General features: G+C 66.7%; 1 protein-coding gene. It reads left to right on the top strand.

Annotated elements, in window-relative coordinates; translation table 11 throughout:
* Positions 1-46: 46 nt before the first annotated feature.
* On the top strand, positions 47-1138 hold a 1092-nt coding region (locus B0E54_RS32290; protein WP_234591627.1), incomplete at its 3' end, for a DNRLRE domain-containing protein.

The raw sequence follows: 1138 nt of genomic DNA, 5'->3' as shown, positions 1-1138 counted from the left end.
CACCACCACGCATGACATCACGCTGTCCGGAGGTGGCAGCGGGCCGATGGCACACCTGGTCAGCGGCGACCGCTCGCTCACCCTGACCGCCCCCGTCGCCCTGCCCGTGCCCACGCTCGCCGGACCGACCGCGACGTACGCCAACGTCCTGCCCGGTGTGGACCTGACCGTCACCGTCAACGCACAGGGCGGGTTCTCCCACGTCTTCGTGGTCAAGGATGCCAAAGCCGCGGCGAACCCGAAGCTGGCCAACCTCGAACTGGCCACCACCGCCAAGGGCTTCACCCTCGACGCCGACGCGGTCGGAAACATCAGCGGTCGGGACCGCACCGGCGACGCCGTCATTACCGCACCCGCACCGATCATGTGGGACTCGTCGGCGGGCGCCGCCAGTGGACCAACCGCGCGCAGCGGTGCCGCTTCCACGACCGCAGCCCCCGGCCGGGCCGCTCGCACCGCCGCCATCGGCGTCTCCATCGCCCCTGGCAAGCTCGGCCTCACGCCCGACCGCACGCTCCTCACCGATGCCGCGACCGTCTACCCGGTCTACATCGACCCGAGCTTCAACTGGAGCGTCACCGGACCGAGAATGTCCGGCTGGTCCAGCATCTCCTACCAGCACCAGTCCTCGAACTACTGGAACAACACCCCCGACCCCATCGGCCGGATGCAGGTCGGCAACTCCGGCGAGCAGCGCTCGAACACGCTAATCAACTTCCCGGTGCCCTACAGCACCCTCGCAGGCGCGACGATCAACGACGCCACATTCAAGATCACCAACACCCGGTCCTGGAGCTGCACCAACAAGACGGTCAACATCTACGCCCCTGCGGCGACGTTGTCGAAGTCGAACGCCACCTGGGACTACTGGGAAGACCAGAGCAAGAGCCCTCTCGCCGCGTCGAAGAGCTTCGCCTACGGCTACAGCGGCTGCAACGCCGCAGGCGTGTCCTTCGACATCACCGGCCAGATCAAAACCGACGTCACCAACAAGAGAGCCACCCGCACCCTGTGGATGGTCGCCGCCAACGAGGCCAGCGACGCCCAGAGCTGGAAAGAGTTCCTGGAAACCAGCCCCACGCTCGAAATCCGCTACAACCACAAGCCCAACAAGCCGACGGGTATGACCACCTCACCG

It is taken from the genome of Micromonospora sp. MH99 (assembly GCF_021442385.1).
In the GTDB taxonomy this organism is placed as follows: Bacteria; Actinomycetota; Actinomycetes; order Mycobacteriales; family Micromonosporaceae; genus Micromonospora.
This window is presented reverse-complemented; position numbering and strand designations above follow the sequence as displayed.